The 685-nt window shown below is 68.0% G+C and carries 4 pseudogenes; 3 read left to right on the top strand and 1 reads right to left on the bottom strand.

Annotated features, from left to right (window positions below):
- Positions 1-267 (top strand): annotated as a pseudogene (locus U8L64_RS00110) (ATP-dependent DNA helicase RecG); the annotation flags it as partial.
- Here U8L64_RS00110 and U8L64_RS00105 read toward each other — a convergent pair.
- Positions 267-368: pseudogene (locus tag U8L64_RS00105) on the bottom strand (NifU family protein); the annotation flags it as partial. The pseudogenes U8L64_RS00110 and U8L64_RS00105 overlap by 1 nt on opposite strands.
- Before the next feature lie 44 nt (positions 369-412).
- On the opposite strand from U8L64_RS00105, the pseudogene U8L64_RS20100 reads away from it, so the two are divergent.
- A pseudogene (locus U8L64_RS20100) lies at positions 413-463 on the top strand (hypothetical protein); the annotation flags it as partial.
- An 83-nt stretch (positions 464-546) separates the two neighbouring features.
- Positions 547-685 (top strand): annotated as a pseudogene (locus U8L64_RS00100) (FAD-dependent oxidoreductase); the annotation flags it as partial.

The raw sequence follows: 685 nt of genomic DNA, 5'->3' as shown, positions 1-685 counted from the left end.
CAGCAGCACCCCATCGGCGTGCAGCAACGGCAGGCGCTGCGGCAGAATGGCAACGACGGCCGGCTTTGCCCCCACCAGTTGATCAATACCGCCACACCCAACCCCCCGACCCAGGCCAATATCGCCTACGCCCATATCGACACCACGATCCTCGACGAACTGACGCCCGGACGCACGCCGGTGAACACCCTTGTGATCGCCGACAGCCTTAGCCTGGAAGTCATCGAGCGGGTGCGCATCGCCTGCAACGAAGGGCGCCAGGCGTACCCGCAACCCTGGCAACCGCCGCCGAACTGCAACACGGCAATGCCCTCGTCGACTACATCGATCAGGGTGACCTGGCCACCGTGGCTGGCCAGCCCAGGGTTGCCGCGGCATCGGCTATCGCGGCCGCACCGGCATCTACGAACTGGTGCTGTTCGACGACGCGTTGCGCAGCATGGTGCATACCCGCGCCAGCGAGCAGGACATGCTGCAGCACGCGCGCCTGCTCGGCCCGAGTCGATGGCGGTCAAGCGGCGCTTCCAACCGTTGCTGCGCGAGCTGCTGCTGGCCGCCGCACCGAAGCTCGCGGCCGTCGCCGCCAGCGTCGCGATGGAACCGACCTGGGCCGTCGCCCTGGGCTTCGCCACGCCGCTGCCCACTCAGATGGAGGGCTGCTTCGTGCAGGACGACGCCCTCGACT

This window comes from Pseudomonas sp. FIP_A4 (assembly GCF_036701605.1).
Lineage (GTDB): Bacteria > Pseudomonadota > Gammaproteobacteria > Pseudomonadales > Pseudomonadaceae > Stutzerimonas > Stutzerimonas phenolilytica.
This window is presented reverse-complemented; position numbering and strand designations above follow the sequence as displayed.